Source organism: Candidatus Magnetobacterium casense, assembly GCF_019173545.1.
Taxonomy (GTDB): domain Bacteria; phylum Nitrospirota; class Thermodesulfovibrionia; order Thermodesulfovibrionales; family Magnetobacteriaceae; genus Magnetobacterium; species Magnetobacterium cryptolimnobacter.
In genome coordinates, this window is sequence record NZ_JABXWD010000790.1 from 1 (window position 1) to 1,047 (window position 1,047).

The 1,047-nt window shown below is 54.8% G+C and carries 2 protein-coding genes; both read left to right on the forward strand.

Annotation, left to right across the window (positions count from 1 at the left end; genetic code table 11):
* On the forward strand, nucleotides 1–486 hold a 486-nt coding region (locus tag HWQ67_RS19545), incomplete at its 5' end, for an SPASM domain-containing protein (RefSeq protein WP_218254369.1).
* On the forward strand, nucleotides 483–1,047 hold a 565-nt coding region (locus HWQ67_RS19550), incomplete at its 3' end, for a hypothetical protein (protein ID WP_218254370.1). The genes HWQ67_RS19545 and HWQ67_RS19550, both read left to right, overlap by 4 nt.

Below are 1,047 nucleotides of genomic sequence, written 5' to 3' on the forward strand. Positions count from 1 at the left end.
CACGGCGACCGCATCATAAGGGTTACGGTGAGCATAGACGAGTGCGACAAGGAGCATTACGAGAAGATACGGCGTGGGTTGGATTGGGACGTGCTATGTGCTAACATGAAATACCTGTGGTCGAAGTGCCACAAGACTTTCCTGTTGTGGGTGCGATGCTGTGTGTTGCCGGAGAACAAGGCGCGACTGCCCCTTATCGGCAAGAAGTGGAAGGGCCATTGTTCCAGGTTCGCCACGATGCCAGAGGTTCCCCGTCCTGATACCGGCAGGATGGCTCCGGTCGGTGGGTATGTGTGTAGCGAGGAAACATTAAAGGTCATGTGCATTGCGTGGGATGGCACGATGGCGTTGTGCTGTTCCGATTGGATGCTGACCCAACCAATAGGCCACGCGAGGGACGGGATAGAGAAAGTGTGGTATGGCGATAAGCACCGCGACCTGATTGCGGGACGTAAGGACAACCCGATGTGCGGGGGTTGCCGATGAGGGTTGCGATAGTCCATTTGAATTGCTGTATAAGGGCGGTCAAACAGGCGCGAGCCTTAAAGACGCTTGGCCTTGATGTCAAGGCGTTCACCTTTAACGAGAAGGCATGGATGATGAAGCCGTGGGTTGAGACCGCGAGCATGGAGCAGGGCGAGCCATACAGCACTATGCTTGATATGGTTGCTGATTTCAAGCCCGACATTATACACGTCCACAACGAGCCAGACAAACCCGCCCTTGCCTGTATTGAGGGTGGCATTGCGCCTGTGATATGGGACTTGCACGATATGAGGTCGATGAGGATGAAGGAGGAAGGGCAGAAGGAGGCGCGGATAATAGAGGGTTGCGCGGGCCTTGTCCACGTATCCGAGCCTATACGTCAATACTGCCTGAACAGATACAAGCACAAGTGCCCGTCAATAGTGGTATGGTCGGCGGTCAACAGCGAGGATTATCAGCCCTTGCAGATAGAGGCAAAGGACATGAGCCTTGTATATCAAGGCGGGTATTACGGCGACGAGCAGAGCATAGGGCCACGGGGCGGGTATAGGTTGTTCGACG